Here is a 25,933-nt window from a genome sequence, read left to right on the forward strand (position 1 = left end):
AGCGGTTACATCACTTTATTGATCATAACGGCATCGATATTGATCCCATATGCACTGAACTTATGTATCGCTTGCTCTATGTCATTACGTTTGGTTTTATTCGCAGCGACAGTTAAGAGATTTACATCTGATATTTTTGCCACAATTAAGGCATCGCTACTAATAAGGCTTGCTGGTGTATCGATAATGATCTTATCAACATGCTGTTTTAATTCATCAAGTATGGCATTAAAACGCGATGATGAAAGCAGCTCTTGGGGATCGGAAACGGGCTCACCAGCGTTAATGACAAGCAAATTATCGAGGTGAGATTTCGCCATAATATCATTGATAGAAAGCGTATTATTGAGCAGCTCACTTAATCCTTTCGGTGTTGATAGTGCCGTTCCACGGTTATGAAGATCGACATGGATCAATGCCACTTTCTCTGTTTGTGCTAATGATTGTGCCAGATTAACAGCAAGTGTAGTCTTTCCTTCATTGGCTAATGCAGATGTGATCATCACGGTACGTTGATCTGGGGTTAATGCTAAATTCAATGCGGTTCTTATGTTACGGATCCCTTCAAAGAAAGCGGGTTTTTCTTTGATATTTAGCGTTTGTTCATCAATAGGACCTTTCTTTTTCGCTAGACGTTTCACAAACGGGAGATCACCTAATGAAAAGAGTGCGAAGTAACGTTCAAACTCTTCTGATGATTCAACCGTGGTATCGAAAAACTGGATAGCAAAAAGAATACAGAGTGCTAAGCCAAAGCCAACAATACCTGCAATCAAAACATTCTTTTTAATATTAGGGCCTGACGGATAAGCTTTTAGTGCGTAGTCCGTAAAGTGGGCAATAGAATCTTTGTAGTTATCTGTTGCAAGAGTTTCTTTTTGGCGATCAAGAAAAGCTTGAAGTAGCCGCTTATTGGTATCCACTTCTTGTTTAAGTGACTGATAATGTAACTTTTTAACAGCAAGTGATTGGAACTCTTCTTTTTTCTTGTTTATTTCAGCGGTGAGATCTTGTTCTTGACGTTGGTTGCTTTCAAGTTCTTTATGAATACCTTCAACTAAACGTGTCAGCATGCGATCTTTGCGCGCACGAATAGCTCTTAGTTGAGATTCTGCTTCAAGCATTTTCTCATGTTTAGGACCGTAGCGTTTTGATAGCTCTGCAACCAGATTTTCAGCATCTGTTTCCGCGTTAGTGATGTCTCGAATTTGTGGGTGATTAGAGATTTCACTGATTGAATCTATTTGGTTGTAACTAAGATGACGATTACCTCTTAGTGTGGTGTAAAGGGACTCTGTTTGTAAGCGTTTATCAGTTACTGCCGCTAACCGATTGGTTAAGTTAATCAATTCACTATTAGCAAGTTCATCAACCGCAATCGTATTAACCAATTTCTCTTTGGCTAAGTAGTCAGTGAGTTTTTTCTCTGAAGTATTAAGTTGCGCTTTTAATTCGGTTAAGCGTGAGGTTAACCAGTCAGAGGCTTTTTTATTTGTCTCTTCATTAATATCGACATAATAATTGATGTAAGCCTGACCTACAGCATTAGCAATATTGGCTGCTAAAGTTGGATCTTTAGAGGTGTACGTCACCATTACTAATTGGGTTTTAGCAACAGGCGTGATCAATAAGTTTTTAGCAAAAATCTGCAATGCTTTTAATTGTTCTGGTGTGGTGTGAGTCAAACTATCATTGACACTTACACTGCCATCAGAAGGCTGTTTTAAATCAATCAGCCATTGCTTAATTCTGGCTTTTATTGAACCGTGTTGTGATGCATCCGTCCCCATAAACGCAGCATTATTCGTGAGATCTAAATTCGAGATCACTTTTGCGGCAATCACATTGGAACGCAATAATGCATATTGTGTGGCATAAAATTCTTTTTGCGTAGGATCGTAATTGGGCAAAGTTTGCAATGAAATCGGTTTTAGTGGTGTTGCATCAATCATTAATGTTGATGTTGCTGAATAAGAGTTCGTTGCTAATGGAGACTTCAAAAAAACGACAGTACAGAAAACCACGGTCAGTAACACAATCCACTGCCAATTATTTTTGATGCGATTAAAATATTTAGAGAAATTAATCGTTTCGTCTTTTACAACCAACTCTTCTGGTGATTTAAATAACATATTAATTTAACTCTATAAAAATTAGAAAAAGCTTTGTCCAACGACAATGATATCGCCAGGTTGAATTTCCATATTGACACTGGCATCGTCAGTTTTTAATTTGTTGTCAGCATCTTTAATGGTGATGTCATCCGTGTCAGCGCGATCGGTAAAACCGCCAGCAAGTGCAACGGCTTTTTCTACACTCAGATTCGGTTGATACTCGTAACCACCAGGTCTTCTTACTTCACCTCCCACGTAAATTTGTTTGAAGTTCAGCAGATTTACCATCACTTGAGGATTAAGAAGGTAGTCACCTTTTAATCCTTGTGTGATTTCATTTTTAACTTGCGATAAGGTACGACCTTTTAATGTGATAGCGCCAAGGTAAGGGTAATTAATTTGGCCACTGTCAGGAATCAGGATTTCATCAAACGATAAATTGTCTTCGCCATAGACTTTTATTTGGATCTTATCACCGGGGGACAGTTGGTAATGTGTTGTATCAATTTGTGCCGCATAAACATGGGGAACAAAGGCAAATAAAAATAAGCATAAGTACGCTTTTAATTTATTTTTCATAGCGAATCCAATTTAAAATTAGCAGAAAAGTAGACAATATTTTGGTCGTAATCATTGATAGGGACGGTCGAGCGATTACTTTCTTTTGTCCATCCAGTAACAAAGGTTAAATAATTTCTAAAGACATACCCGATAGAGGTTTCATAGCCTGTGGTTTTATCGGTTCGAAGACCACTGGTATATTCGTCGGTTAAATAGTTTGCCTTAACTTCGCTGTACAGTCGGTTAAGCCAAAAGTGTTTCCATGAAAAATCGTAATACGTTTCTTTGCGATAATCGTTTTTGGCATCAGGGTCGAGAATTTCTCGTTTTGTCTCTAATCGAAATGTTGAACGTTTTACTGGTGACCAAGCGAAATCACCTCGCCATGTTAAGCCACTAAACGTTGGACGATCGGCTTGAGCAAAGCTTTTATTTTGCCAGCCAAGCATCAGTGAACCATTGGTATCTTTATTGATGCCTAATTTTGATCCCAAAAAGAAATAGCTCGTATTGTTATCAAGAGTGCTGCCTTCAAATCGATTATAGAGATAAGTACGATCTTGATTTTCTATTCGGATAAAAAACGCACTCACATCGGAAGGGCGGTAAGTAAATTGACCTTCCAGTAATAGATCATTGAAGTCATCAAAACGAGTCGAAGATAAATCACCAGGAGCCGGTAAGTATCGGTAGTTCTTAAAACGCTTAGTGTTAAAACCAGCACCAAACTCTAATCGCCCTCGTGCCCATTGTGCCCCATATATGTAATCAAGCATGCCGTGCTGCGCATCGTATTTAACCGGTTCAGTTACATAGGGAAGAAGATCATCGCGAATGTCGGAACGGCCGTCATGTGATTGTATATATTGATATTTGAACTTTATTTTATTACGCATTGTAAAATGCTGCTCAATATCTAATTCTAAGTTTTGATCAATAAAATTATCTTGTTCACTGTTTAAGAACGTTGCTTTCTTAGCATAGTAGGTAAGATCATAAGTATTGGTACTTTTTTCACCATTAATAATAAATCCGGGCGTTAGCTCTATAACAGGAGACGAAATAGGATTTTTGGCTACTTGGGTAATATTATCGTTAATTAAATATTTACTGAAGATAAAAGGACTTACTTTTACATGTAAAGGGTTAGCCCATACAGAAAAAGTCATACAGCTTGATAATAATAGAAGTACTATTTTTAAACGCATGTCTTTTTTGTGTTCTCTAAATTAGATACTAAAAATGAATAAGCCTACGACTCTGAGGCGTGTGTTATATGATAGGTTTCGATTATTTTTTTTACGCTACCGCCCTTAGGTTAAAGCTCCCAAAGTGCTTGTGGTGTTAACGCTAGAGTGACATTTTGTTGTCTTTTCTTTGAAATTAGCTTTAAAACGTCAGAAAAAGGTATCACATTAACTATTTCTGACACTTTACTTGGTGTTTGTTACATCTAAGTTATGGCGTTAAAAGTAAGTCAATGGTAGCTGCAAAATCATAGGGTTACAATTTTATAATTTTCAATAGTGGTAGTTTGTCCTGATATCACAATGAGTGATGATTTAGCTATCCTTGATTTGTACTACTATTGTTTTATCTCGATATAGGATAACGCGATAATTTGTGAAAGTGTCAGAAAATTGACATATTTGCATGGCACAACATTTTGCGCCAGTTGAGGTAAAGATATTTAGCTGATATCCGCTGAAATTGTGATTGCCGTTTTTATTGCGTTGTACTTGGACTATGTAAAAATTCTACTAGCGTGATAAACTGCGCGATTGAGTATAAACTTTCAATAAGCGGCTATTAGAAACCAATAGTACGCTATCAGATTTGGAGTGAACTATGGCCAGTCGTGGCGTAAATAAGGTTATCTTAGTCGGTAACTTAGGAAATGATCCTGAAGTTCGTTACATGCCAAATGGCGGTGCAGTAGCAAATATTACTATTGCGACATCAGAATCATGGCGTGATAAAAATACTGGCGAGCAGCGTGAAAAAACCGAATGGCACCGCGTTGCTTTATACGGTAAGTTAGCAGAAGTTGCTGGTGAATACTTACGTAAAGGTTCACAAGTGTACATTGAAGGCCAATTACAGACGCGTAAATGGCAGAACCAGCAAGGTCAAGATCAGTACACAACAGAAGTGGTTGTTCAAGGCTTTAACGGTACTATGCAAATGCTTGGTGGTCGTCAAAACCAAGGCGGCCAAGCGCAAATGGGTGGCCAACAGCAAAACAATAATTGGGGTCAGCCTCAGCAGCCGGCTTCAGCACCTGCTCCTCAGCAGAACTATGCGCCGCAGCAGCAATCAGCACCACAGCAGCAGGCTCCTCAACAGCCTCAGCAGCAGTACAATGAGCCACCAATGGATTTTGACGACGATATCCCGTTCTGACGGTTACCAGAGGCTGGTTTTTGTTAAGTATTAACTATTAAGTTATTTATAACAGTAGTTTAAATAAAAAGTTTACAGATAGTGTTGTAACTTCTGTAAACTTTTTTTATGCTATCCTTATTACTTTTGGGTTACCTTGTATTTCTGTAAAATTTTGTGAGTTTAGGGACGAAATGAAAATAAAGAAATTTAAAATGGAGAGTGGAGAAAACTACTCCATTCTTTTAGGTGAGGATGGTATGCCGTTGCCATACCACAATCTGTTTGTCACCCTACATTACAGAAATCAATCTAAGGCAAGTAACACCTGCTATCGTGTTTTTGAGCATCTTCGATTTCTAGAGGAAATTTGTCAGTTTGAAAAGATTGATCTCATTGAACGATGCAAGACAGGTAACTTTCTAACCAAGAAAGATTTTGAGAACATCAAAAAGCACTCAACGTTCCAAGTCGAATCATTCCGTGAAATGGTTGCCAGACATAAATCCTCAAATGTAGTGAGTATCAAGAAAAAGAAAGTCGAAACGGCTAGAGCAAATATAGTTGCCAATCCAGATGGCGATATCTCACCACAAACGACTTACACTCGATTAACGGTGTATGCGCAATTTATTGGTTGGCTAGAAGAAGAACTATTCCCCTACAAGGATTCTATGGCTGAGTTTGAGTTGAAAAAAATCAGGGGGAACAAGTTTGCCACCAGTGATGAAGCTCTTGACTGGGGGGATTGGAAATCACTTGAGCCTGTGGAGGAAATGCGAGTTTTTGATGTTGTTCGCCCTGATTCTCCTGAAAACCCTTGGAAGTCGGAATCTCTCCGTTACCGAAACCAACTTATAGTAAACATGTTATTTGCCATTGGTTGTCGCCGAGGTGAACTGCTCAAGATTAGAGTAAAAACGGATAATCATTCATCAGACATTAAGCAACGCTCAGTAGATGGTCGTTATTTCGTGGAGCTTCGCTCTAAAACTGACTACAGCGATACACGCTCAGATAGACCTGAAGCAAAGACCCTAGGGCGATACATACCGATGGACAAGCGCTTGGTTGCTATGTATGAAAATTACCTTATCTATCATCGTTCTAATGCCACTGGTTCTGAACATATCGAGTATTTGTTCGTTACCCACAACCACAAGACACATACCAATGCTGCATTATCTCTAGCTCAGGTGAATAAGATTTTTCGAGAGATTTCTGAGGTTGTTGGCTTTAGGGTTCACCCACACGCAGCCCGCCACACATGGAACGATAGATACAGTAAGCTTGCGGATAGACTCATTGCAGAAGGGAAAACAACGGAAGCTAAATCAGAAGCCGATAGGCGAAAGTTGATGGGGTGGTCGGAAAACTCAAAAAGCGCAAAGCGTTACGCTAAGCGGCATGATGATAAACGTGCTATGGGTATGGCGCTAGAACTCCAAGAAGAAGGCTCAACCGCAATAAACTCAATCGTCGGGCAATATGACGAAGATTTCTAAGTAAAGGAATAATAATTTGAATCACGATTTTGTGAATTTTGATCTTGCTACCGATAGCAAGGTAACAACATGTATTTCATTTAATGGCTTTGAGTTTGATTACCTTTCCGACCGATGGACTCTCAATCGGAATGTCACAGTATTGGTGGATTTCTTAGATTCTTTTGTGCTGCCGTTACAAGAGGATATTCGGGAAACGTTAGTGTTCTACGCTGAGACATCATCTGCTAAACACACGCAAAATATAGCGGTACACCTTAAACTTTACCAAACAATCACAGGTCAAAATGACTTAACTGAACAGGGTTTTGCATCGTTTAAAAATAAGCTACCTAAGAAGGATTGGTATAAGGTATCAATTGTAAGAGGAATGATACGCCAGATGCGATTCTTAGGGTTAGACAAGCATATTGATGACGCAGTATTTAAGCTGACAGATCAATGGAAATTAGGTGGTAATGATAAAGGGGTTGCTGTACTTACTCTTGATCCTGAGACTGGCCCGTTCAGTGATTTAGAGTTTGAAGCGATTGGTCTACATGCTGCCCATCGTTATGCTGAAGGAAAACTTCATGATGATGAGTATGCTTGCCTTTCCATGTTTAAAGCTTCAGGTCGTCGACCAGTTCAAATTGCCTCAATAAAATGTAAAGACTTCTCATATTCTGCTAAGTACACGGGTAGCCCAATGTATGTGGTGCTTATTCCTAAGGCAAAGGTTCGTGGCGGGAAGTTTCGTTGCATCCTTAAGCCATATGCTTTGGTTAACTCTGTCGCACAAGTCGTTGAGCAGCATATCAAAGAGCAGACAGTTAGAGTGGAATATGCCCTTGGTCGTAAGATGACGACTGAAGAGAAAGGTGAGCTACCTTTATTTATCGACGTTGACGTTATTGAGGAAATTCAATCAATTGGCGCTGACTCCTTGATAGATTATTTGAAATCTGAGCTACCTCATATCAAGACGAGTAACCTTACACGCAAGCTAAGTGGTGCTATCAAAAAATTGGGGATTATCAGTGAGCGAACTGGTGAACCATTAAAGTCAACGAGTTACCGATTTCGTTATACTTTGGGGACTAGGGCTGCAAGGGAAGGTGCTGGTACGCTTACCATTGCTAACCTGCTTGACCATGCTGATACACAGAATGTTCACGTTTATACTGCCAATACGCCAGAGCATGCGGTTTATATTTCAAAAATCATGAACCAACCGTTGGCTCGGTATGCTTCTGCATTCGCTGGTAAGTTGGTTGAAGATGAAGCCGAAGCCAATGCTGAAAATGCAGGGGCGGCACGTATTCCTTGCCGTGAAAAAGATTGTGATGTCGGTTCCTGTGGTACAAGTTGTTTCTGCCAAGATTATGCCCCTATTGCATGTTACCTTTGCCCTAAGTTCCGCCCATGGGCACATGCCCCACACCACCTCATTCTTGAATGGCTAGTCGAAGAGAGGGAACGATTAAAAGTAGACACGAATGGTGACATGCAAATCGTCTCAATTAATGACCGTGCCATCCTTGCGGTATGCCAAGTGATCCAGCTATGTAGGGAGTATAACAATGGCTGATGTATTGATTTTTAAGCCTAAGCATGAACTTGAGCATACAAAGAACCAAGCTGATTTCATTGAGTTCGGACGTCAAATTGCACCACTTAACGATAATTATATCTATGAAGAACATTACTGGAATAAAGTAGGTAACTTCACCATTTTTGGAGCTTCGAACCAAAGTAGAAAGCCAGAAGATTTACTAGATCAATCTTTAATTCCTTTTGCAAAGGCTTACGTTACCTATGGTGGTGGGACTAAAGCAGGCATTAACGTTAAGTTCCAAGCTTTACGCGCAATCAATACTGCTTGGCAGCGGTTACACAAGGGTGAAGATTTTGAAACAACCAAACTTACGGGAAAGGACTTCAATGAAGCTCAAACCGTAGTGAAGGAATCGTTAAGTGCAGGTGCTGCTTATCAAGCTGGGCGTGGTTTAAACAATCTTCTCAAGTTTTTGGTAGAGTATAAGTTACTCAAGTCATTTACTTGGAAGAGCGGAATCAGAAAGCCTACTGAAAATGCAACAGGGGACGATGCTGACAAAAAAAGGCAAGACAAAATGCCTGACGATAATGCTTTGATGGCACTTGCCTTCGTCAATGCACAAAAAACAGAAGACTTGAGTCCACGAGATATCTTCACTGTATCGACAATGAGCTTGTTGATGTCAGCCCCTAATCGTGGTTCTGAGCCGCTATATTTGCTTGCCAACCCTTTTTATCATAAAAAGTTGAAAGTTTGGGAAGTGCTTAAAATGGATGGTTTCACGAAAGATGACGTGAAGGCAATCCTTAAATACCAAGAAGAGAATAATATTGTTTTAGGGGCTGCTCGTGGTGTTGTATTTGACGATTTAGGCAATCTAACCGAGGACTCTCAGGAGAGTGATAGTGAATATCTAGACCTTAATGCAACAATCCAACTTAAGGGAATCAAATGGTATTCAGGTAAGGAGTTTGGGCATGCTCACAAATGGATACCAACGTGTATGTATGCCGTTGTTGATATGGCTATTGAACGTTTGCGAGTGCTGTCAGAGCCTGCTCGAACGTTTGCGAAGATGCTTGAAGATACTTCGGACTTCCCTCGACATGAACTTTGCCCTGATGTCCCAGAAGATCAGCTCCTGACGATGGATGAGGCAGCAATGGCACTGGGGCTTGATTTACCGAGTTATGGTGTCCTTTCTGATGCAAATAATCGTAAGAAATGGCACACAGCTAGAAACCAACTCTTAAAGCGCAAGGGCATCTTGCGAGAAAATTATCGAGTTACGCTTCGAGATTTGAATTTAATAGTCCGAAAAGATCTGCCAGAAGGTTTTCCATATATTTCATTTAATAATGGTAATGGGCGTGTAAAGGTTAAGTGGTCTGAAGCGTTATATGCTGGATTCGCTAATGACTTGGATACTATTAAGTCAAGCATTTCCACTGAGTTGCACATCCCGACTATTAATACGTTAAATGAAGACCTTGCACCTACAAGAAAAAAGAACAAAAAAACAGGTGAACTACGAACAGGTGCATTCTCGGTTTTTCAGCGTTGGGGACAAGGAGACTTGAGTATAACCTCACACCAAATCCGTCATATGTTGGACACCATGGCGGCAGTGAATGGTATGGATGGCAAGCTACGGGCGAATTGGGCGATGCGTAGTGACCCTAGACACAACTGTTATTACGACCATACAACTCCTGAGGAGTATGGTGCTGACTTTATTGAAGGCCGAGAAGAAGAGGTTGCTTCCCAAGGCTTGATGGAAAACCCTACCACCGGGGTTACTCAATTTCAGTTGCAGGTTGCGACACCACGAACGCTTCAAGAGCTGAACACTAAAGCAGCACTGACAGCGCATACGAACGAATTTGGTATGTGTGTGACGTCCTATATGGCAGAACCTTGTACGAAGTACAGAGACTGCATTAACTGCGATAAACAGGTTTGTGAGAAGGGTGATGATGGCAAATGCGAGCGTATCCGCAAACGTTTGAAAGACGAAAAAAGGCTGCTCAAAATGGACAAAAAGGCGGTTGATGATGGTGTTCAGGGGGCTGTACAGTTCTATGAACGCAGGAAACTAACTACAGAACGCTGTGAACAACTGCTTGCGATGATGGAAGACCCAAACATTGAGGATGGTTCTCTTATTAGGCTGCTGAACGTAGAAGATGTCACTCAGCTAGATCGAGCAATGGATGCCAATGGTAAAAAGCGCTTACCTAAGATTGAGAACTACCAACGAATCAAAGCCACTCAAAAGACCAAGAGGGTTACGGTTGATGAAATGATTGGTATTGAGAGTATTCCAGAATCATTTGATGACGAACTATTTGATGCTTTAGATGAAATGAATACGATGGATTTTTTTGAGGATTGATTGTTGTGGCTAAACACTTAACAGACACAGATATTAGCAACGTTTGTGAGCTTCTGGATGATTGGCCAACAGACTCCAAACTAACATGGGATAGATTGGTAGAGGCTGTGGCGCATGATTACAAGCTCACTACCACTAGGCAAACATTGCAGAAACAGCCTCGTATTAAGATAGCATATACTGAAGTTAAGAGTCTTGTTTCTGGTAACTCTCCAAAAGCTACTGCTGCTCGCAATAGACTCTTACCATCTAGTTTGAAGGCGGCTGCTGACCAGTTGGAAAAAAAGGAGCGAAGGATCAAGCGACTTGAGACTGAGAATCGTCGGCTCTTAGAGCAATTCCAGACTTGGCTGCACAATGCAACTCAGCACGGCATTACGATTGAGCAACTAAGCGAACCATTACCCTCAAAAAGTAGTAAGTGATGTCACCAGTCCACGCGTATGAACTCATTGCAAAAACGAGCACAGTCCAACCGTTTGGACTCATTGCAAAAACGAGTACAGTCCAACCGTGTGGACTCATGATAAATGAGTCTGTTGCGCCATGTATAAACTTGCGTACACATGACTCTTTCTATCTGCTGTTGACGTTTTTTGAAACCCTTAAAGAATTCGTCCAATTCCGTTGCGCCTGTCTTGTTCAATCTCACTGTATTGAAGATAGCTGACGACTAGTTTTATCGCATCATCATGGAGTATATCTACACTCAAGAGGTATATGTTGCCTTTCCTCACCTCGTCTTGGAGATGGCAGCAGTTATCAGCGAAATGAGACGTGTGCTGATTTCCTACTTCGACGTATTTGATCGAGCATATTTTTGCACTGCTGCCACAGTTTACGAACCTTGCGTTTGTCGACTTCCCTTAACCTTCATCGAACTAGAAACTTGTCCTTCAAACTTCTTTAAAAATCCATCTACATTTAGACCAGAAAAGAACGATAGAGCATATAGCAACGTCTCAGGATGTTCTGCTGATGTCGAACCAACAGCGACAAGACCCGTCGTGATAACAAGGTAAGTGACGTAACCCATTAGGCCAGAAGTAATAGGTCGGAATAAATACCAAACTAACCAAGCTGAATCCCATTGTTTTCTTTGACTATAATTCAAGTACACCGCTCTAAGGCAATATAAGACACCGCCACTGATTGCAACTAGCACACACTCTATAATCGGATTAATTGAAACAACCCATTCAGGGGTTGTATCTATGTTAGCTAAATACCAAACCCATATGGACACAGCTAACAAGGAAATTAGGTAGACACCTACACCTATAGCACTCCATAAATCTCTCAGTGTATATATCTTAGCCTTTGAAGGTTTTTCCAAAGGTGTTGCTTGTTGTTCTTCATTTGGCATTGAATTGATATTCCTTTTTGCCGTCAGTTAGGGCGACATAACTTTGCTCGATCCCTTTTGTTCCAAGGATTAGCATGATGAAATAGTTAAGCTGATGCTGAGAGTCCAAGAAAGTGCTTCTAATAGCCTGAGTGTCGTCCAAAGAAGGGGTAGGTAGGCTACAGGGGTGAGTGTGCCAGTCGCCGAGGTAATGCAGCCCATTATTGAAGTTCTCTTGTATGGTTTTATTTGCTTCACGTTTGTTCCATGAGAAACCAAAGCGTGACCTCTTATCTGCTATGCTGGGCGTAGATACTGATTGGATAGTAACTACTCCTGAGCGAATTTCTCCGAACAGAAAACCACCAGCCTCATTTTTGTTTCCGGTTTGTTTGTAATGATGCAATTGCTTAACGGCTTTTTCCGAAAAATACACCGATAGCCCATCTAGTGATTGAGAGGTGAATTGAACTTGTGTCATTTTATTAGAAGACTTTAAGAATTTTTGAACCGTCATCTATCATTCCGTGTTTCTGTTCCCAATCGTCATTCCATTTACCACCAACAGAATCTAAAAGCATGCGACTACCTACCCATACTCGGTAGCTGTCTGCTTGAGAGCCATTGCACGCTAGCTCGGTAATGGCATCTACTATCATACTATGGCCGAAACTAAGCTCTACACCGCCATACGGCTGAAATACGCCGCCACAGAAGTGAGTATCCTTAGTGGTTCGGTGATTGAACTTAGCGCAGCTTAAAAGTAGGTCTCCGGTGTTATCAAACAAAGAGCCATAGTTGAAGCTACCACTGTTGTTGATGTAGCAATGAGTAGCTACTGCGTGCGCCTCGGTAAAGCAGAAAGCAACGCTACAAGTAAGTCTCCCTCTCTCTATGAGGTCTTGTATGGCTTTGTCTGAGGCCCATTCCGCAGTAGCACTAACGATTAAGTCGCACTCTGAGGTTAGGATGTCTACAGTTTTGCCGTTTTCGAACCACTCTTGTGTCCCTGCATGTAGGACTTCTGCCCAAGGGTAGTTTCTTTCTATATAGTGCTTGCATGCCTCTGCTTTATTAACGCCGACGTAGGTCATGCCAAGAAGGTGTCGACCTACATTCGCAGCCTCTAGTGACTCACCGTCACACAGCACGAACTTACGGAAGCCTGCCTTTACGAGTAACGGGAGTAAACTAGAGCCTATAGAGCCAAGTCCAATAATACCAATGGTAGTTCCACTAGTTGTGGATAAGAGGGGGTTAGAGTCTCTACCTAGAACCCATGACGGGTCTCTTCGTTCCACATCCATACCGCGAACACCTAACTGAATACATCTAGTATCTAGAAAGCGTAGGGGTATATGGGTGTCTCTAAAGCCGTTTCCTATTGTAGATTCGTGTAGATCGAGTTGCCCAGCATGACCTCTCGTTCCTATACCGCCAACGCAGCTCATTGCTGTAATGACTGCCCCATTAGGGGTGTTTGTCTGGATTAAGAACGCAGGGTAGCGACGACTAGAACCTAATATTGTTGCGACTGCTTCTGCCGCCATAACTGGATTGCCACACTGATACTCAAGAATAGAAAGAATTTCTCCGAGATTCGTAGGGTACTCGGATGGCTTCCAAGCTTCACTTAGATTGATAAGTAGGGTAGTTGAACAAAACTTTTGGTTTGGTTTGATTCCGGTGTTGCTTAGCCAGTTATCAAGCTGCTCTTTTGTTTCGGCGAAGATAGTGCCTTTGCTGCTCTCATAAGCCACGTAGATCTCACGAGTCCTAGTGTCTTTGACATTACATAAGCAGGTAGCTTTCTTTTCTTTCAGAGGGGGGGTGTACGAGCGAACCCAATAGCTAAGTAAACCAGCACTGAAGTCGCTATCGAGACTGCCAGAAATTGTATCTTTTACGAGTGAGTGACTGTCTTTGACTAGGTGCTCAACATAAGTAATATCTTGTGGATCGAAAGATACCTCATCCCCCCAAACACAAAGCTTTCCGCGTTCTTCAACGTGCGGATACTTTAGTATTTCCAATGCTGGGTGTGTGTAGATATGCGGTGCACTGAATGGGAAACTGGCTCTGGCCGCCACGATTAACTGGATTGCCTTGTCTTCCTCTGGATGCTTAATTTCAGTTTGGATGCGCCAAATGGCAGCATACAGGCTTGAGGGTATTCCCAAGCCCTTAATATCCCTTTCGGATATTCGTTTAGCCGAATACCCTGTGAAAAGGAGTTGACCTAATGCATCAATAGAATCTGTGCGTTCATTAGGCATAAGTGGTTTTTCCACCTTTTTTAACGGCAGCCGGATTTACAACCTTAGAGAAGTTACGCGCTTCAGCCTTTGTGGTCTTAGTGGGTTTGTTGTTCTCAAACGTAATGAACAGTGAGTTAGGGTTACCATCACTGTCTTCACCTTGCTCCGCGACAGCCAAAAATTGACCGCCATTGTTGCCAGTTAGGATTTTTTCGTATTCATCTCTAGCTAACTGGGAAGGTGGTGTAGAATTACCAAACTCGTTACTGCTGCAAAGAATCAATGCATTTTCGTTCGCGAAGCTCAAAGCCGCGTGAGCTGACGCATTTAATTGTGGGTCATCGCACTTTGATTCACTGTCATTAGATAGTGAGCGCCAAGAGCAGTGGTGAGGGGCAAGAAGCACATCGTAAGCAAGCTCATTAAGTTGCCCTGTAGCTTCAAGTTTGTCATAAAGTACCTCCCAACACTTAACCTCTGCATCACCACCTATGAGGAACGATTTTTTGTGGGTGACATCGCAGTTAAGGGTTTCATCATAGAAAGCATGGTCTAAATCGAATCGGATAATAGTGCTGGAGTTATTCTTTGTTAGCTCTTCTTCGTCTTCAGCTACCTCTTGTTTGTCAGCGGGCGCGAGTAAGTAGGCGTTCAGTGATTGATCGTCAATACCGGACATGTGACCGAACGAGGTATAAAGTTCCGCTACAATCTGTTTAATATCATCGGTCTTTCCGTCCTCATCAGAAGACAAAATAATAACGCGATTGCCTTCGTCGCCAATAGAGCCGCCATCACGGTATAGCTTAACTCGACGCTTAACTTCAGTGTTGAATTTAACAGCATCGTCGCAGAGAGTGTTGTTACCATCGCAACCTGCCGCGGTAGCGCGGCGGAAGACACGAGGGGAGGACCATATTTCATTAATGCGAATCTTGGTTGAGTTGTCGCTCCAGTTATCTGGGTTGCCTCTATAAAACATAGTGCTGAAGCCAGTTATGTGATCTTTGTCTGGATGTGTGAGAACGAAAACGTCAACGTAAGGGCGGCCTTTGTCGTCAGTGTTTAGACGATCTTTTAGTCTTTCCTCTAAATATTCGTAATCAGAACCAGACTTGCGGTAGCAGTCAATTAAAATTGTTTTTCCATTTGCTGTAGTGATTAGGGTCATATCTCCGTTACCAACAGGGAAAACCTCAATTGATGGTACTGGCATAACTTGCTCCATTAGATAAAGATGGTAAAAGCATTAGTTCGCTTTCATATCAGACTGCTAATGAAAAATAAAATACAACGTTTGAAAATAATAACTTATTCACGTTTTTTATTAATTAATTTAGATGTTTACGGCCAAATAGAGCACAAATTTAGTCTGAAGGGATTATCTTGTTGATCAAAGGATATGATTGACTGAACTTCACCATCAATACTGGGCGCTAATTTAAGTGATTTTCCATACTTGTAATTGTTTATGAACTTCTAATTTGGGCAAAGGTACGATGCCACTGCACTAGTATTGGAGTCTTTCTTCGAGTTCATTCGCCATCCGTAGATTTGGGATTCATTTAAAGAAAGCTTTATTGCCGTCGCAACTACACCTACTTTATCCGCTAGCTTCAGGGGTTCTGCTTTAAAATCAGGGGGAGTGTGTAATTCTAGTTTTCTTAGGTGTTATTGTCAGTGGATGTCTTACTTAATTAAGTATTCAAACTGTTGGATTGGTTCAAATAGCGAAAAGCCCGACTGTAATACGCCGGGCTTTTGTTAGAGCTTATCTTTGAATTTGTAGTAGGCATAGATAGTTCCAGCGATGCCACCGAATGCAAAGGCTGCGTTAAAAAAACTTAAATCAGAAATCATTTTTTAATCCTCACTTACTTTAAGGAGCGCACCATTATCAAATATAGATTGGTGATGTTCAGATCCTAACAGTTGAATTTTTCGAATAGTGTGGTATTTCCATTAATCAAGATAGTCTATATAAAACAGCAACTCCCACAGACTAATAGGCAGTATAAGATCAACTTATAATTAAGATTGCCTTATTGTGGGGCATGATTAATCCCGTCTAGTTAACAACGTTAGCGAAGATTTGATGTGACTAAATCGGTTCAGCCTTAAAACATTGCAGAGGTCTATATTGTGATTCTGGACATCGACACACAGCAAAACGCAAAAAATTAAATAATCGACGAAAATTTAACTTTTTATGTTGCTGAATAGGTTAAATATAATTTTTTGTGTGTGGATATAACTTTTCCATTGGTGCTGATTGATACGATTAGAATGGATTACAGCATACAAGATGCTTAATGTTTTTTGTAAAGTTTTATTGTTTCTCATGAGTATTCTTTACGTAATTCTTTACTTTTTTTCTATGTGTTCATTTAAATACTTTTTTTTCAATTATTTATTGTTTGTTTTTTACTCAAGGTAATCACAACCATTCTAAATCCTGTATAAAATAATCATTGAATATTAAGAAGCAGCGTTTAACGCTGCTTTTTTTATATCTTGATAACGATAAGTCAGGCGCTTTTTTTAATAAAATCAATAAAACATTTCGTTTTAGTGTGTTGATAGTTCAACTTTAGGTAGTAGGCAAATGTCGTCTGTTGGGGCAGTTGTAAATGCGTTAAAACAGGGATCAGTAAACCATGGGCTAACTCTCGTTGTACGTTTTGTGGTGAGATTAATATTAGCCCCATATGTTCGACGGCACTTGCGATTAAAATTTCTGGATTTGAGGTAGTGAAATTACCTTGTAAGCGTAGCGTTAACCCATTATCGAAGGCATATTCATGGGCGTGATTATGCTGATTTAGTAGTAAGCAATTATGTTGTGTCAGTTGCTCTGGTGACTCAATAGGATCATATTGCTCTAAATAAGACGGAGAGGCGTAAAATCTCGCATTATCTGAAAATAGGGGGGTGGCGATATAACTGGCAGAATTAAAATTATCGATTTCACTACAAATAATAATGTCGAGATTTAAATCAGGTAATTGTCCTGGCGTGATGGTGTGAAGCGTAATATTGATATTGGGGTATCGCTGACAAAACGCGGCAATAATATTGATCAAAAAATGACTTCCCGTACTTAATGGGGCGCCAACATGTAATGTGCCACTCATCTTTTCATTAGTTGCCGTCGTTTCGGTGATCAGCTGTTGCCAATGTTCTAATAACGTCTGACTTCGCTGAAAAAAAACATCTCCGGCATCAGTAAGTGATAAATGGCGGGTTGTACGTTTTAATAAAGGGACCCCAAGCTGTTGTTCAAGCCAAGACAAACGTTTTGATAAGGCTGAGTTTGATATATCAAGATACTTCGCGGCTTGAGAAAGCGATCCTTGATGAATGACAGCGACAAAGCTTTTAGTGCAGGTGATCCAGTCCATGGTGATAACCTTTCCTTGTTTCTTTCACGCATAATATGAGATTGATTGTTTCATTATGCGATACATTGTGTTTTGCTCAATGTAACGTATCGCGTTAAATGAAAATAGCGCGTGACGGAATGATATTGTGGATATATTAACCTTAAAATGAAAAACACTTCATAATGGTGCTCTACTATATAAGTTGTAGCTGATAATAGTAAATTGATTTGAATAATAGTGTGTAGAGTTAGGATGTTATGAGAAAAGCCTCAGGGATGAAGTTAACTAATCGGTTAGTTGCTTTTGTTACAATGATTGTTATTTGCGCCATCTTCGTTATTTTCATCGGAGGTGCATTGAGTTTTCGTAAGCTTGGTCAGGATTACTTAACCCATTATTTAAACGGTGTTGTTCAAGTTATTGATCAAGAGCTTGCTGATCCTCAAGGTGGCGCATCATTATCTCGTTGGCTACCTAAGCTTTTAAAATCCAGTAATGTTATGGGGTTAACGGTAACGAGTCCACATGGCGTGGTGTACGCCTATAAAAGTATGGAGTCGATTACTGATCCTAATATTCTCTATGACAGTGAATATCAACTTCAACTAAACCCTCAGTACAAAGTGACAATTGAATCTATTCCACCTTATGCTGAGTCTACGTATTCACTCGGTGCGATGTCATTTATTAGTCTCGCTATCGGCATTGTTATTTTTGGTTTAGTACAAGGGGTACGTTGGTTAAAGCTTCAATTACGTGGCTCTGAATTATTAGAAACGCGAGGAAGAATGATTTTAGCCGGAAAGGTTGATGATTATGCGGTGGGTGATGATCATGAATGGCCTGGCACGGCAAGTTTAGCCATGGATCAATTAATAAAAGAACTGAAAGATGCCCGCCAAGGGCGTAGCCGCTTTGATACCTTTATTCGTACCCATACTTTCCTTGATCAACTCACAGGTGCTGCGAATCGTATCCTATTTGATAGTCGCTTAAAGTCCATGCTGCAAGAGCCTGATAATCAAGGCTCGGTTATCTTGTTACGCTTGGCTGATTGGGATGACGTGGTCTCTGAAGAAGGGAAGTTAATTGCTGATGAATTTATCCAAGATGTCAGTATTATTCTGTCTAATTTTATTCAGCGCTTCCCTGACACCATGTTATCGCGTTACTACGATGCTGAATTTGCAATTTTGATCCCACAACAATCAGCGAAAGAAATTAAACTCTTTATTAATCAACTATTGAATGCGCTCGAACGTTTGTCTCCGCCATTATCAATGGAACGAGACAACTGGTGCCATATTGGCGTGACGGACTTCGAAGGTGGGGAGCGGCGAGGTCGTATTATGGATGAAGCTGATATCGCATTGCGTAGCTCGCAATTACAAGGCTCAAACAGTTGGAATCGTTTTACCAAGGAAAGCCATTATGAAGATGATCGAGGCAGTGTGCGTTGGCGAACGTTGTTTGATCGGATTTTAACCCATGGTGGTCCTTTGTTGTATCAGCAGCCTATCTTTAATGCCGAGAATAACATTGTGATCAGTCGAGAAATACTTGCACGTATTCAAGATGAGCATAGAAAATTGATCAAAGCGTCATTCTTCATGCCTATTGTAAATCAAGTTGGATTCAATCAACGTTTTGATCGCGCTGTCATTAATCAGATATTCACGTTATTAAAAAGAGAATTAACACCAGAAGTTTACTCAATAAATATTAGTGCTTATTCATTATTAGATAAATCTTTTACGAAATGGTTATTCAATGAATTATTACAATTGCCACGACCATTACTGAGTCATGTGATATTTGAAATATCTGAAAGTCAATTAGTCAAAAACCTTGATGCCTTACGTCCGGTATTAAAAAAATTAGTAGGGCTTGGATGTAAACTAGCTGTTGATCAAGCTGGACGTACGATTGTAAGTACACACTACGTTAAAGAGGTAAAAGTTAATTACCTTAAATTGCACCGAGGACTTGTGAGAGATATTAATAAACGACAAGAGAACCAGCTTTTTGTAAGAAGTATGCTAGGTGCTTGTGATGACTCAAATGTTCAAATTATTGCTGTTGGTGTTGAAACCGATAAAGAATGGGAAATATTAAAACAATTGGGTGTTTCTGCAGGTCAAGGTCGTCTATTTGCCAAAGAAGATGTGATTTTATAAAAAATAACCATTTGTTTTATTTTAATAAATTCAATGTTTTTTAAACAGTATTAATTAAGTGATGTTTATCAATAATTTTATCGTATATCATTGGGGCGGTAATTAACTGCTGCTAACCTTATCAATAAAAAAGCATCATACAGGATGTATAGCCTTTTTCTGGTCGATTATGAAATACGTATTCTCTAAGCTTTTTCAGCGAGCGAGTTTTCAACCCTCTGCTGCTTTGGTTTTCTATACCGACACGGTTGTCCTTGTCCAAGCGAAAACTGAACATTTTATTGTTGATCGTATGGGGGTCTCTAATGTTTCTGATTGGAGCGATGCTGCACGCAACTTAATTACACAATACCAACTCTCAGGTACCGATTTAAAATTAGTACTAGGGCATGGTTTATATCAAAGTTTAGTGATTGATAAACCAGAAGTGAGTATTGATGAACTGTCAACCGCACTGCCTTTTTTAGTCAAAGATTTAGTCAATGAGTCGCCGTCTGAATTAGTCGCTGATGGTTTTCCTGCCACAGCTAAAGATCGTTTACAGGTTTTTGTCGCATCAAAACAACTGATCACTCAGGTTGTCTTAGCGTGTCATGATTGTGGTTGCCGTGTCTCGGATATCACAACAGAAGACATTGCATGGAGTCGCTTTTCTGATCCTAATCGTAGTCAACTTATTCTCCATGCTGATGTTGATGGTAATCTGCAGTTAACTGCATTTAATGAACAAATGCTGTGTTTTCAACGTCAATTACGTGGTTTTACTTTACCGTTATTTGATCGCCAAGCGCTGGATGGTGGTAGTTTTCAGCTGGATAATTTAGCGCTTGAATTACAACGTTCATTAGATTTCATTAGTGCGCAGTTACGTAATAATCCAATTAGTCAGCTGATCATCAGTTGTGATAACGAAGATAATCAAGCTTTAGCAGAAGAATTAAATAAACGTCTAAATATCAATGTAGAGGCGATTCAAGAGGTTGATCCTTTACTTGATACTAATGCTGCGCGTTTAGGCTGGGCGGCATTACAGCGGCCTAAAAACGCGATAATCAATCTATATTCTGACAATTTACTGCCAACTAAGCAGTGGATGACACTCACCAATATCGTTGCCAGTTGGGTGGCACTTATTGCCATTTTCGCGATGTGGGCGGGTTGGAATGCATGGCAGAACACGATTGAGCAAAAAAAATTAGCGCAACAAACATCCTTATTAAGTGCTGAACAACAAAAACTTGATCATGCCAGAGTACAAGTTGCCGCATTGCTGTCAGATCCTTTAAAAGAGAATCACGCCCATGAGCTTGAAAAAGAAATCGCGGCAAAGCGTGCCACCCTTAAAGTCATTGAAGAGCATGATGATAGTTTAAAGGTTGGCTATGCGGGATTGTTACAGCAGTTAGCTGATGCGGCGAGTAGCGATATCTCGGTTCAACAGATTTATGTCTCAGGCACTTCAATGGATTTAAGTGGGTTAGCACGTAACCCTGATGCTGTTCCTCGCTGGGTAGGAGCATTTAAAACTTATCCATCATTAGCTGAACGTCGTTTCCAAATGATGTCATTGGGTCGTAATGATAAAAATGTCGTGACCTTTCAGTTACAAGCTGAGCGTAAAAGCATCATTAAGGGGGGCGAACAATGATCAAGTGGGATGAGCTAAGTCAGCGTTTTGCTGCTTTGTCAGTGCGTGAGCAATGGTTAATTGCTATCACAGGTTGGTTTGGCATCTTGTTTATTGGCTATATGCTAATTATTGAGCCACAAATGGTGACCTTACAGACGGTTAAAACAGCATTGGTGGATACCAAGAATGATGTGATCACCGCACAAAATCAATTGATTGTTGCGAATAGAAAATTACAGCAAGATCCGGATAAAGCGATTAACCAAAAATTGGCACAATATCAGCAAGAAGATAAAGCCTTACAACAAGCGCTAGAAGCAAAAATTGGTAGTTTGATCACGCCGGTTCAAATGGCTGGCTTGCTAGAGCAAGTTCTACGTCATAGCTCGGCATTAAAATTAGAGTCAATGACGTCATTACCGTCATCCCAACTAGTGAGTGGTGATCAACAGGGGTACTTTGTTCACCCCATTCGCTTAACGTTTAAAGGGCGTTACTTTGATGTGGTGAATTACTTAAATAAATTAGAAGCATTACCGGTTAAATATTACTGGCGAAGCCTGAGCTATCAGGTTGATAAGTATCCATGGGCAAAGGTGGAACTGGAAGTGTATACCTTAGGTGAGAGTAAGGACTTTATTGGTGGATAAGAAAATGACATGGATGGCAGCTTTACTTTTAAGTTTATGCGCCTTCGGTGCTTATGCTGCTCAAGATCCTACTGCACCATTAGGTTGGGTGGCGAGTAAAGCCAAAACGAACCAAGCACAGGCACGATTGCCACAGTTACAAAGTATTATTTGTGATGGTCAGCAGTGCTCGGTGATTTTAAGTGGTCAAGTGGTCAGCCTTGGCGAACGCGTCAATGATTACACTCTGACAAATGTTTCTGAAAGTAGTGTTACTTTAAGTCGTAGTGGCAAAAAGTGGCATTTGGCGTTATTTGCTGAAAATATACGAACGAATTAAGGTTAAATATTATGCGTCGAATTCTTCTAGGGATCACCATTGCATCCTTAGCGGGCTGTTCAACTAATATGGGGCATCAAAACCCTGTTGAAGTGAAGAAGGCCTTAAATGAAGCTGCGAATGAAGCGAGTAGCCGTCCGTTAATGGAGCTACCGTCTGCGGTCAATGCTGATCTTATGCCATCACTTGATAGCAATATTAACCCTGCTAATTCTTCGTTAGAAAAGCGTTTTCGTGTTAATGCTAAAAATGTTGAAGCCAATGCATTTTTTACCAGTTTAGTAAAAGGCACGCCATTTAATATCGTCATTCATCCTGGTGTTACTGGCCGTATTACGATGAAATTAAATGATGTCACTCTCGATGAAGTGCTAAATGTCGTGTCTGATATTTACGGTTATAGTACGACGCGTAAAGGGAATATTATTCAGGTTTTCCCTGCAACGCTACGGACTGAAGTGATCCCCGTTGATTATTTACAATTACAGCGTAAAGGTAAGTCATTAACCTCTATTACCTCCGGTTCTATTAGTGATGGCGATAATAATTCATCATCAGGTGATGATAATAGTAGTAGCTCATCATCAAGTGGTGGTAATACCACAACGGGCGGCACAACGATTGAAACGACCTCGGACAGTGATTTTTGGACACAGTTAGAGAAAGTCGTGAGTGGCATGATTGGCTCTGGTGATGGTCGAAATGTCATGGTATCACCGCAAGCGGGTCTTATTTCGGTTCGCGCCTTCCCTAATGAATTACGTGAAGTTAAAGTGTTCTTGGGCATGTCTCAACGTCGTCTAAAGCGTCAAGTCGTGCTTGAGGCGAAAATTATGGAGGTGACACTTGATGATAGTTACCAACAAGGTATTGATTGGAATAACTTAACGCGCAGCATTGGTGGTACAAATATTGTTGTGAATGGTGTTGAAAATGCAGCAGATATTGTTGCTGGTGCACTACCCGGTGGTAATGCCATCTCAGAACTTTTAGGTGGTCAAACTAACGTTACTATTTCAGATGGTAACTTTAGTGCGGTGATGAGCTTCTTATCAACTCAAGGGGATTTGAATGTACTTTCTAGCCCGCGAGTGACAGCTGCAAATAACCAAAAAGCGGTGATCAAAGTCGGTGGTGATGAATACTTTGTGACAGACGTTTCAAGCAGCAACGTCTCAGGTGATAACAATAATGTTTCGCCAGATGTCTCATTAACCCCGTTTTTCTCTGGTATTTCGTTAGACGTAACGCCACAGATTGACGACCAAGGTGGCGTTTTATTACATGTTCACCCAGCGGTTGTTGATGTGCAGAATGAACAGAAAACGATTGAAGTCGGTACTGAAAAACCTATGGTATTACCGTTGGCAAAAAGTACTATTCGCGAATCTGATTCAATCATCCACGCCCGAACAGGTGATGTTGTGGTGATTGGTGGTTTAATGAAATCAAGCATTAATGATCAAGTCTCGAAGGTTCCTCTGCTTGGTGATATTCCTGGGATTGGTAATTTATTCCGTCATATCAATAAAGTGAAAAAGAAAACTGAATTGGTGATCTTACTTAAACCGACAGTTGTGACTGACAATACTTGGAAACAAGAAATTGAACGCTCTCGATCACTGATTAATGAATGGTTCCCTGAAGAAGGGTAATTCATGTATCTCGAACACTTTGGTTTTAGTCAGCAGCCTTTTTCTTTAACACCGAATACCTCTCTTTTCCATGCGCTGCCATCACATATTGAAGCGATTCAAACCGTGTTGGCAGCACTACAAATGGGCGAAGGGATCACACAGGTATCAGGAGAGGTAGGAACGGGTAAAACCTTAGTGTGTCGTATGTTGATGACCCAATTGCCAACTCATTTTGATCTTGCTTACCTACCGACGCCAGCCTGTAGTGGAATAGAATTAAAGCGTTCATTGGCAAAAGAATTAAGCCTACTACCCAATAGTGACCATGCTTTACTGACAGAGCAAATTCAGGATGAATTAATCACTCGCCGATTGAATGGTCAATCGGTGGTAGTGTTACTCGATGAAGCACAAGCGTTGTCAGATGATGCGTTAGAAGCGATTCGTTTATTCGGTAATTTAGAAACTGAACAAGAAAAGCTACTACATATCGTTTTACTCGGACAGCCAGAGCTTGATCAACGATTAGCCCAGCATCAATTGCGTCAATTACGTCAACGGATCACATTTCGTGCTGTTTTACGGCCATTAACCTTGGCTGAAACTGTTGCATATATACAACACCGACTGTATCAAGCTGGCTATACTGACATGGTGTTTAGCTTGTCGATATGCCGCGCAATTTGGTATGCCAGTGGTGGCATACCAAGATTGATCAATCAACTATGCCATAAGTCCTTACTTGCCACTTTTTGTGAGCAAAAATATATCGTTAGTAAAAAAGAAGTTCTCATGGCTATTCGGGATACCCTTGGTGCTAAACAACCTAAGTGGTCATTTCCTATATTGTGGGGATGGAGTCATTCATGAGTGAATTAAATCGCCGACTTAATGAGTTGAGCCAAGTAAAACTCGCTTCTGCATCACAGCAGGGCTCTCCATTACGTGCAGCAGAAATAGCACCTATACCAACATCAGCATGGCCGAAATGGGTAACTGTTGGTTGCTGCACCATGGCATTTGTCGGTATGGCGTGGTGGTTAAATCAACCTGATAGTGTTGTTACACCAGCCATGGCACAAACAGAAATAGCCGCAGAGCCTATTGTTGATCAACCTGAAACGACGAAAGAGATTGCATCAGTTAAACCGTTATCAACCATTGCAGTGAAAACACCTGTAGCATCAGATGAAATTAAAACGGCAGTTGTTACAGAACAACCACATTCAAAGCGTATTGATAAATCAGTCACAGCTGAGCTTACGAATATGCCTGTCGCTCAAGAATCTCTTGAAAGTGAAGATGAACAAAAAGAGTTACAAAGCTCTTATGATCAAGGCTATGAAAGCGGTTATGAAAAAGCATTGGCTGCGGTTGAGCGAGAGCATAAAGTCCAGTCAAAGCCACCTGCGCCAAAACCTGTTAAAAGTGAATTATCGATTCAAACTGTTTCTTTAACGCCAAAAGAATTGGCGCAAGTTGAATACTTAAATGCAGAAAAAGCCTTAGAGCAGCAAAACAGTAAACAAGCGGTTGTTAATTTAGAGTCGGCTTTAAATTATCGACCGGATTGGATCATGGCAAGGCAACGTTTGGCGGCATTGTATTATGGGCGAGGCAATGTAAGAGAAGCGATTGCGACGCTTGAAAAAGGGCTAGCAAAGCAACCGAATCAACCACAGTTACGTTTAACACTCGCAAAATTATTGGTCAATGAAAACCAAAATCAAGCGGCATTAGCTGTGTTAAATGATAAAAGTGGCAGCATGGATTCACAGTATTTAGCTATGCGTGGCGCGTTAGCACAAAGGTTAAATAACAATGTGGTAGCACTTCAAAGTTATCAACAATTAGTGCGTTTAGCGTCATTTGATGGTCGCTGGTGGATGGGATTAGCGATTGCTCAAGACCGGAGTGGTAATGCAGAGAAAGCCCGTGAGTCTTACCAAAAAGCGTTACAGCTAGGTAATATCTCAGCGTCATCACAACAATTTATTCAGCAGCGTTTAGTTGCATTAAAATCGCATAGGAGCTAGC

General features: G+C 40.7%; 19 protein-coding genes and 1 pseudogene. 11 read left to right on the top strand and 9 right to left on the bottom strand.

Translation table 11 applies throughout. The features are described 5' to 3' along the window. Window positions 1-5: 5 nt before the first annotated feature. The 3 genes from C9J40_RS06730 to C9J40_RS06740 are packed head-to-tail and all read right to left on the bottom strand — an operon-like array spanning window position 6 to window position 3,883. Window positions 6-2,132: a polysaccharide biosynthesis tyrosine autokinase gene (locus C9J40_RS06730; RefSeq protein ID WP_107246277.1), complete on the bottom strand. Its 2,127-nt coding sequence runs from the start codon at window positions 2,130-2,132 to the stop codon at window positions 6-8. 21 nt (window positions 2,133-2,153) lie between these two features. Beyond that, window positions 2,154-2,693, bottom strand: a complete 540-nt coding sequence (locus tag C9J40_RS06735) for a polysaccharide biosynthesis/export family protein (protein ID WP_107246278.1) — start codon at window positions 2,691-2,693, stop codon at window positions 2,154-2,156. After that, complete coding sequence (locus C9J40_RS06740) at window positions 2,690-3,883, bottom strand: outer membrane beta-barrel protein (RefSeq protein ID WP_107246280.1); 1,194 nt, start codon at window positions 3,881-3,883, stop codon at window positions 2,690-2,692. The genes C9J40_RS06735 and C9J40_RS06740 overlap by 4 nt, the downstream gene beginning before the upstream one ends. A gap of 640 nt (window positions 3,884-4,523) precedes the next feature. Between C9J40_RS06740 and C9J40_RS06745 the strand changes: the two genes are divergently transcribed. The 4 genes from C9J40_RS06745 (at window position 4,524) to C9J40_RS06760 (ending at window position 10,497) form a co-directional block, all read left to right on the top strand. Next, window positions 4,524-5,078: a single-stranded DNA-binding protein gene (locus tag C9J40_RS06745; RefSeq protein ID WP_005371054.1), complete on the top strand. Its 555-nt coding sequence runs from the start codon at window positions 4,524-4,526 to the stop codon at window positions 5,076-5,078. A gap of 239 nt (window positions 5,079-5,317) precedes the next feature. Next, window positions 5,318-6,562, top strand: coding sequence for a site-specific integrase (locus tag C9J40_RS06750; protein WP_233220305.1), 1,245 nt, complete (start codon window positions 5,318-5,320; stop codon window positions 6,560-6,562). A gap of 16 nt (window positions 6,563-6,578) precedes the next feature. Next, on the top strand, window positions 6,579-8,132 hold the full coding sequence (locus C9J40_RS06755) for a site-specific integrase (RefSeq protein ID WP_107246283.1): 1,554 nt from the start codon (window positions 6,579-6,581) through the stop codon (window positions 8,130-8,132). After that, window positions 8,125-10,497: an integrase gene (locus C9J40_RS06760; RefSeq protein WP_107246284.1), complete on the top strand. Its 2,373-nt coding sequence runs from the start codon at window positions 8,125-8,127 to the stop codon at window positions 10,495-10,497. The genes C9J40_RS06755 and C9J40_RS06760 overlap by 8 nt, the downstream gene beginning before the upstream one ends. An 838-nt stretch (window positions 10,498-11,335) precedes the next feature. On the opposite strand, the gene C9J40_RS22225 is transcribed toward C9J40_RS06760, so the two are convergent. The 6 genes and pseudogenes from C9J40_RS22225 to C9J40_RS06795 form a co-directional block, all read right to left on the bottom strand. Beyond that, window positions 11,336-11,611, bottom strand: coding sequence for a hypothetical protein (locus C9J40_RS22225; RefSeq protein ID WP_233220304.1), 276 nt, complete (start codon window positions 11,609-11,611; stop codon window positions 11,336-11,338). A 241-nt stretch (window positions 11,612-11,852) separates the two neighbouring features. Then, on the bottom strand, window positions 11,853-12,359 hold the full coding sequence (locus tag C9J40_RS06775) for a Mov34/MPN/PAD-1 family protein (protein ID WP_107246288.1): 507 nt from the start codon (window positions 12,357-12,359) through the stop codon (window positions 11,853-11,855). Continuing rightward, window positions 12,328-14,118: a ThiF family adenylyltransferase gene (locus C9J40_RS06780; RefSeq protein ID WP_107246289.1), complete on the bottom strand. Its 1,791-nt coding sequence runs from the start codon at window positions 14,116-14,118 to the stop codon at window positions 12,328-12,330. The genes C9J40_RS06775 and C9J40_RS06780 overlap by 32 nt, the downstream gene beginning before the upstream one ends. Next, entirely contained in the window at window positions 14,111-15,316 is a 1,206-nt protein-coding gene (locus tag C9J40_RS06785; protein WP_107246291.1) for a cobalamin biosynthesis protein CobQ, read from the bottom strand. Before C9J40_RS06785 ends, C9J40_RS06780 begins: the two co-directional genes overlap by 8 nt. A 293-nt stretch (window positions 15,317-15,609) precedes the next feature. Beyond that, a pseudogene (locus C9J40_RS06790) lies at window positions 15,610-15,775 on the bottom strand (IS3 family transposase); the annotation flags it as partial. An 853-nt stretch (window positions 15,776-16,628) separates the two neighbouring features. Beyond that, window positions 16,629-17,501, bottom strand: a complete 873-nt coding sequence (locus C9J40_RS06795; protein WP_107246292.1) for a LysR family transcriptional regulator — start codon at window positions 17,499-17,501, stop codon at window positions 16,629-16,631. A gap of 239 nt (window positions 17,502-17,740) precedes the next feature. Between C9J40_RS06795 and csrD the strand changes: the two genes are divergently transcribed. The 7 genes from csrD to C9J40_RS06830 all read left to right on the top strand — a co-directional run bounded on the left by csrD (window position 17,741) and on the right by C9J40_RS06830 (window position 25,932). Then, window positions 17,741-19,660 (top strand): RNase E specificity factor CsrD, encoded by a 1,920-nt coding sequence (gene csrD, locus C9J40_RS06800; RefSeq protein ID WP_107206500.1) that lies wholly within the window; start codon window positions 17,741-17,743, stop codon window positions 19,658-19,660. A gap of 169 nt (window positions 19,661-19,829) precedes the next feature. After that, window positions 19,830-21,308 carry an MSHA biogenesis protein MshI gene (locus C9J40_RS06805; protein ID WP_107206501.1) on the top strand — a complete coding sequence of 493 codons (1,479 nt, stop codon included), beginning with the start codon at window positions 19,830-19,832 and terminating at the stop codon, window positions 21,306-21,308. Continuing rightward, the gene (gene pilO / locus C9J40_RS06810; protein ID WP_107206502.1) at window positions 21,305-21,940 is read left to right on the top strand and encodes a type 4a pilus biogenesis protein PilO; all 636 of its coding nucleotides are present in this window, start codon (window positions 21,305-21,307) and stop codon (window positions 21,938-21,940) included. The genes C9J40_RS06805 and pilO overlap by 4 nt, the downstream gene beginning before the upstream one ends. Further along, window positions 21,933-22,259: an MSHA biogenesis protein MshK gene (locus C9J40_RS06815; RefSeq protein WP_107246294.1), complete on the top strand. Its 327-nt coding sequence runs from the start codon at window positions 21,933-21,935 to the stop codon at window positions 22,257-22,259. Before pilO ends, C9J40_RS06815 begins: the two co-directional genes overlap by 8 nt. A gap of 11 nt (window positions 22,260-22,270) precedes the next feature. Beyond that, a complete protein-coding gene (gene mshL / locus C9J40_RS06820; protein ID WP_107246295.1) occupies window positions 22,271-23,914 on the top strand; it encodes a pilus (MSHA type) biogenesis protein MshL in 1,644 nt (547 codons plus the stop codon). Between the two features lie 3 nt (window positions 23,915-23,917). Beyond that, window positions 23,918-24,766, top strand: coding sequence for an ExeA family protein (locus C9J40_RS06825; protein ID WP_107206505.1), 849 nt, complete (start codon window positions 23,918-23,920; stop codon window positions 24,764-24,766). Further along, window positions 24,763-25,932 carry a lipopolysaccharide assembly protein LapB gene (locus C9J40_RS06830; protein WP_107246297.1) on the top strand — a complete coding sequence of 390 codons (1,170 nt, stop codon included), beginning with the start codon at window positions 24,763-24,765 and terminating at the stop codon, window positions 25,930-25,932. The genes C9J40_RS06825 and C9J40_RS06830 overlap by 4 nt, the downstream gene beginning before the upstream one ends. Window position 25,933: the final 1 nt, after the last annotated feature.

This window comes from Photobacterium sp. GB-72 (genome assembly GCF_003026095.1).
In the GTDB taxonomy this organism is placed as follows: Bacteria; Pseudomonadota; Gammaproteobacteria; order Enterobacterales; family Vibrionaceae; genus Photobacterium.

Excerpts from the sequence above, each read along its gene's own strand:
- C9J40_RS06750 (WP_233220305.1), top strand. The coding sequence starts at position 5,318 with ATGCCGTTGCCATACCACAATCTGTTTGTCACCCTACATTACAGAAAT.
- csrD (WP_107206500.1), top strand. The coding sequence starts at position 17,741 with ATGAGAAAAGCCTCAGGGATGAAGTTAACTAATCGGTTAGTTGCTTTT.
- C9J40_RS06780 (WP_107246289.1), bottom strand. The coding sequence starts at position 14,118 with ATGCCTAATGAACGCACAGATTCTATTGATGCATTAGGTCAACTCCTT.
- C9J40_RS06825 (WP_107206505.1), top strand. The coding sequence starts at position 23,918 with ATGTATCTCGAACACTTTGGTTTTAGTCAGCAGCCTTTTTCTTTAACA.
- C9J40_RS06745 (WP_005371054.1), top strand. The coding sequence starts at position 4,524 with ATGGCCAGTCGTGGCGTAAATAAGGTTATCTTAGTCGGTAACTTAGGA.
- C9J40_RS06775 (WP_107246288.1), bottom strand. The coding sequence starts at position 12,359 with ATGACGGTTCAAAAATTCTTAAAGTCTTCTAATAAAATGACACAAGTT.
- C9J40_RS06795 (WP_107246292.1), bottom strand. The coding sequence starts at position 17,501 with ATGGACTGGATCACCTGCACTAAAAGCTTTGTCGCTGTCATTCATCAA.
- C9J40_RS06830 (WP_107246297.1), top strand. The coding sequence starts at position 24,763 with ATGAGTGAATTAAATCGCCGACTTAATGAGTTGAGCCAAGTAAAACTC.
- C9J40_RS06785 (WP_107246291.1), bottom strand. The coding sequence starts at position 15,316 with ATGCCAGTACCATCAATTGAGGTTTTCCCTGTTGGTAACGGAGATATG.
- C9J40_RS06730 (WP_107246277.1), bottom strand. The coding sequence starts at position 2,132 with ATGTTATTTAAATCACCAGAAGAGTTGGTTGTAAAAGACGAAACGATT.
- pilO (WP_107206502.1), top strand. The coding sequence starts at position 21,305 with ATGATCAAGTGGGATGAGCTAAGTCAGCGTTTTGCTGCTTTGTCAGTG.
- C9J40_RS06805 (WP_107206501.1), top strand. The coding sequence starts at position 19,830 with ATGAAATACGTATTCTCTAAGCTTTTTCAGCGAGCGAGTTTTCAACCC.
- C9J40_RS06740 (WP_107246280.1), bottom strand. The coding sequence starts at position 3,883 with ATGCGTTTAAAAATAGTACTTCTATTATTATCAAGCTGTATGACTTTT.
- mshL (WP_107246295.1), top strand. The coding sequence starts at position 22,271 with ATGCGTCGAATTCTTCTAGGGATCACCATTGCATCCTTAGCGGGCTGT.
- C9J40_RS06735 (WP_107246278.1), bottom strand. The coding sequence starts at position 2,693 with ATGAAAAATAAATTAAAAGCGTACTTATGCTTATTTTTATTTGCCTTT.
- C9J40_RS06760 (WP_107246284.1), top strand. The coding sequence starts at position 8,125 with ATGGCTGATGTATTGATTTTTAAGCCTAAGCATGAACTTGAGCATACA.